Consider the following 782-nt stretch of genomic DNA (forward strand, 5'->3'; position numbering starts at 1 on the left):
GACCACCCACAAGCTGCAGGCCCGAGTGGTAAAAGTGTGGGATGAAACCAAAGACGCACGCACGCTCACCCTGCGGCCCGGCCTGAACTGGCGCGGGCACCGGGCTGGCCAGCATGTGCGAGTGGGCATCCCTGCCGATGGCAAGCATTACACCCGCACCTACACCATTTCCTCGCCCCCCGAGCGCGAAGACGATTGCTTCACGATCACGGTGAAAGCCATCGACAAGGGGACTATCTCCCACCACATCGTGCGCAATATCAAGGTGGGCGACTACCTGCCCATCGGCCTGCCCCAGGGGGATTTCTATCTGCCCGATGCACAGCCTATCCAGCCGCTGTTCATTACCGCCGGCAGCGGTATTACCCCCGCGTTCAGCATGATCAACAGCCTGATTGCCCAGGGGCGCCTACCCGATACTCATCATATCCACTATGCGCCCCACGAGTTTGATGTGGTGCTGGGCAAGGAATTGAAGGCGATGGATCGCTACAACGATCGCTATCACCTGCATCTGATTTACAGCCGCGAAGGCGAGGACCCGAGCCGTAACCGTTTTTCTGCAGCACAGCTGGATGCGCTCTGCCCGGACTGGAAAGACCGGGATGTGTACGCCTGCGGCCCACCTTCGCTGCTGGAAGCGATCGAGCAATGCATGACCGAAGCCGGCTGTATTCGCCGACTGCATGTGGAGCGATTCCGTGCGCCCTTTACCGAGGTGCCCGCCGATGCGGTGGGTGGCCGGGTGCGCTTCGCCCAGAGCGATGTGGAAACCGACGGCG

The 782-nt window shown here is 61.4% G+C and carries 1 protein-coding gene; it reads left to right on the plus strand.

The features are described from left to right. Positions 1-782: ferredoxin reductase (locus tag A3754_RS02605; protein WP_063518779.1), on the plus strand; the 782-nt coding region annotated here is incomplete at both ends.

Source organism: Alcanivorax sp. HI0083, from assembly GCF_001635175.1.